The following is a 1,219-nucleotide window of genomic DNA, read 5'->3' on the forward strand; positions in this document are numbered from 1 at the left end:
CCACCCCCGACCTCCCCTTCCTGAAATCACTGAAACCCGCCGCCATCGAGGCAACCCGCACCGTCCTCCTGGCCATCGAAACCCCCGACGAACAGGCCATCGCCGAGGCCTTGCGCGTCCTGGACTGACCCACCCCACACAGGGCACCCCGATGCGACTGGCCCTGCCCGCGACCGCCCGGGCCGGGTAGCCCGTGGATGTCTCTACCCAAAGGGGCCCGCCCCGATCTGGACTGACCGGAGGGTGCGACGAAGGAGTACCCGGAGGGAGGGAAGATCGGGGCCTCCAGGGCCCCGCTCGAGCGCGCCAGCGCTCCAAAATCTCAGCGGAAGTCGCGGGAGCGGGCCACGATGGTCAGGTCGAGGTGTTCGAGGTGGTCGGCGACGACACTGGCGGCGCCCTCGGCGTTTTGGATGCGGCCGCGGATGAGCAGGGCGGTGGCGTTCTGGGCGAGGCGGCGGTAGCGCGTCCACAGGCCGACCGAGCAGACGACGTTGACCATGCCGGTCTCGTCTTCGAGGTTGAGGAAGGTGACGCCCGCGGCGGTGGCGGGGCGCTGACGGTGGGTGACGGCGCCCGCCACCAGGATGCGGGAGCCGTCCTCGACGAGCAACAGATCGCACGCGGGCACCACCCCGAGTGAGTTCAAATGGGCGCGAAGGAATTCGGTGGGATAGGAGCCCGGCGAGATGCCGGTGGCCCAGACATCGGCGGCGGCGAGTTCGAGCGCGCTCATGCCGGGCAGCGCCGGGGCGACAGTGGCTGGACCGGTGCCGGGGAGGCGATCCGGACGTTCCACAGCCGCCGCGCCCGCCGCCCACAATGCCGCCCTGCGCACGCTGCTGCCACGCGAATCCTTTGGCACAGCTGAATCCGGCGGGCCGTAACCTTGTTCGAGCACTCGATGATCCGCGTCCAAAGCTCGCGCGGCAGGTGTTGCTGCCCAACTCCGGCTGTCGCCGGTGAACGGTTCGTGCGTCGCAGCGCCGGCAGCGCGCGGTTCGGTATCGACCAGAACGTCCAGCGCTCCCGCCGTGGCGAGCGATTCCGACTGGGCGACAGTGAGTTCCACGCGACCGGTGAGGTCGAGCATCGAGGCGAAGGGACCGTGTTCGGCACGGGCGGCGACGATGCGCTCGGCGAGGTCGGTGCCGATGTGCCGCACACCCGACAGGCCGAGCCGGATCTCGGTGCCCGCGTTCTCGAGGGTGGGCTCGGC

Annotated in this window: 1 protein-coding gene; it reads right to left on the bottom strand. The window is 70.3% G+C overall.

Annotation, left to right across the window (positions count from 1 at the left end):
* Positions 1 to 322 precede the first annotated feature (322 nt).
* Positions 323 to 1,219, bottom strand: an 897-nt coding sequence (locus ACFWDO_RS21420; protein ID WP_380347201.1) for an OB-fold nucleic acid binding domain-containing protein, incomplete at its 5' end; no start/stop codon positions are given.

The organism is Isoptericola sp. NPDC060185 (assembly GCF_042728595.1).
Classification (GTDB): domain Bacteria; phylum Actinomycetota; class Actinomycetes; order Actinomycetales; family Cellulomonadaceae; genus Isoptericola.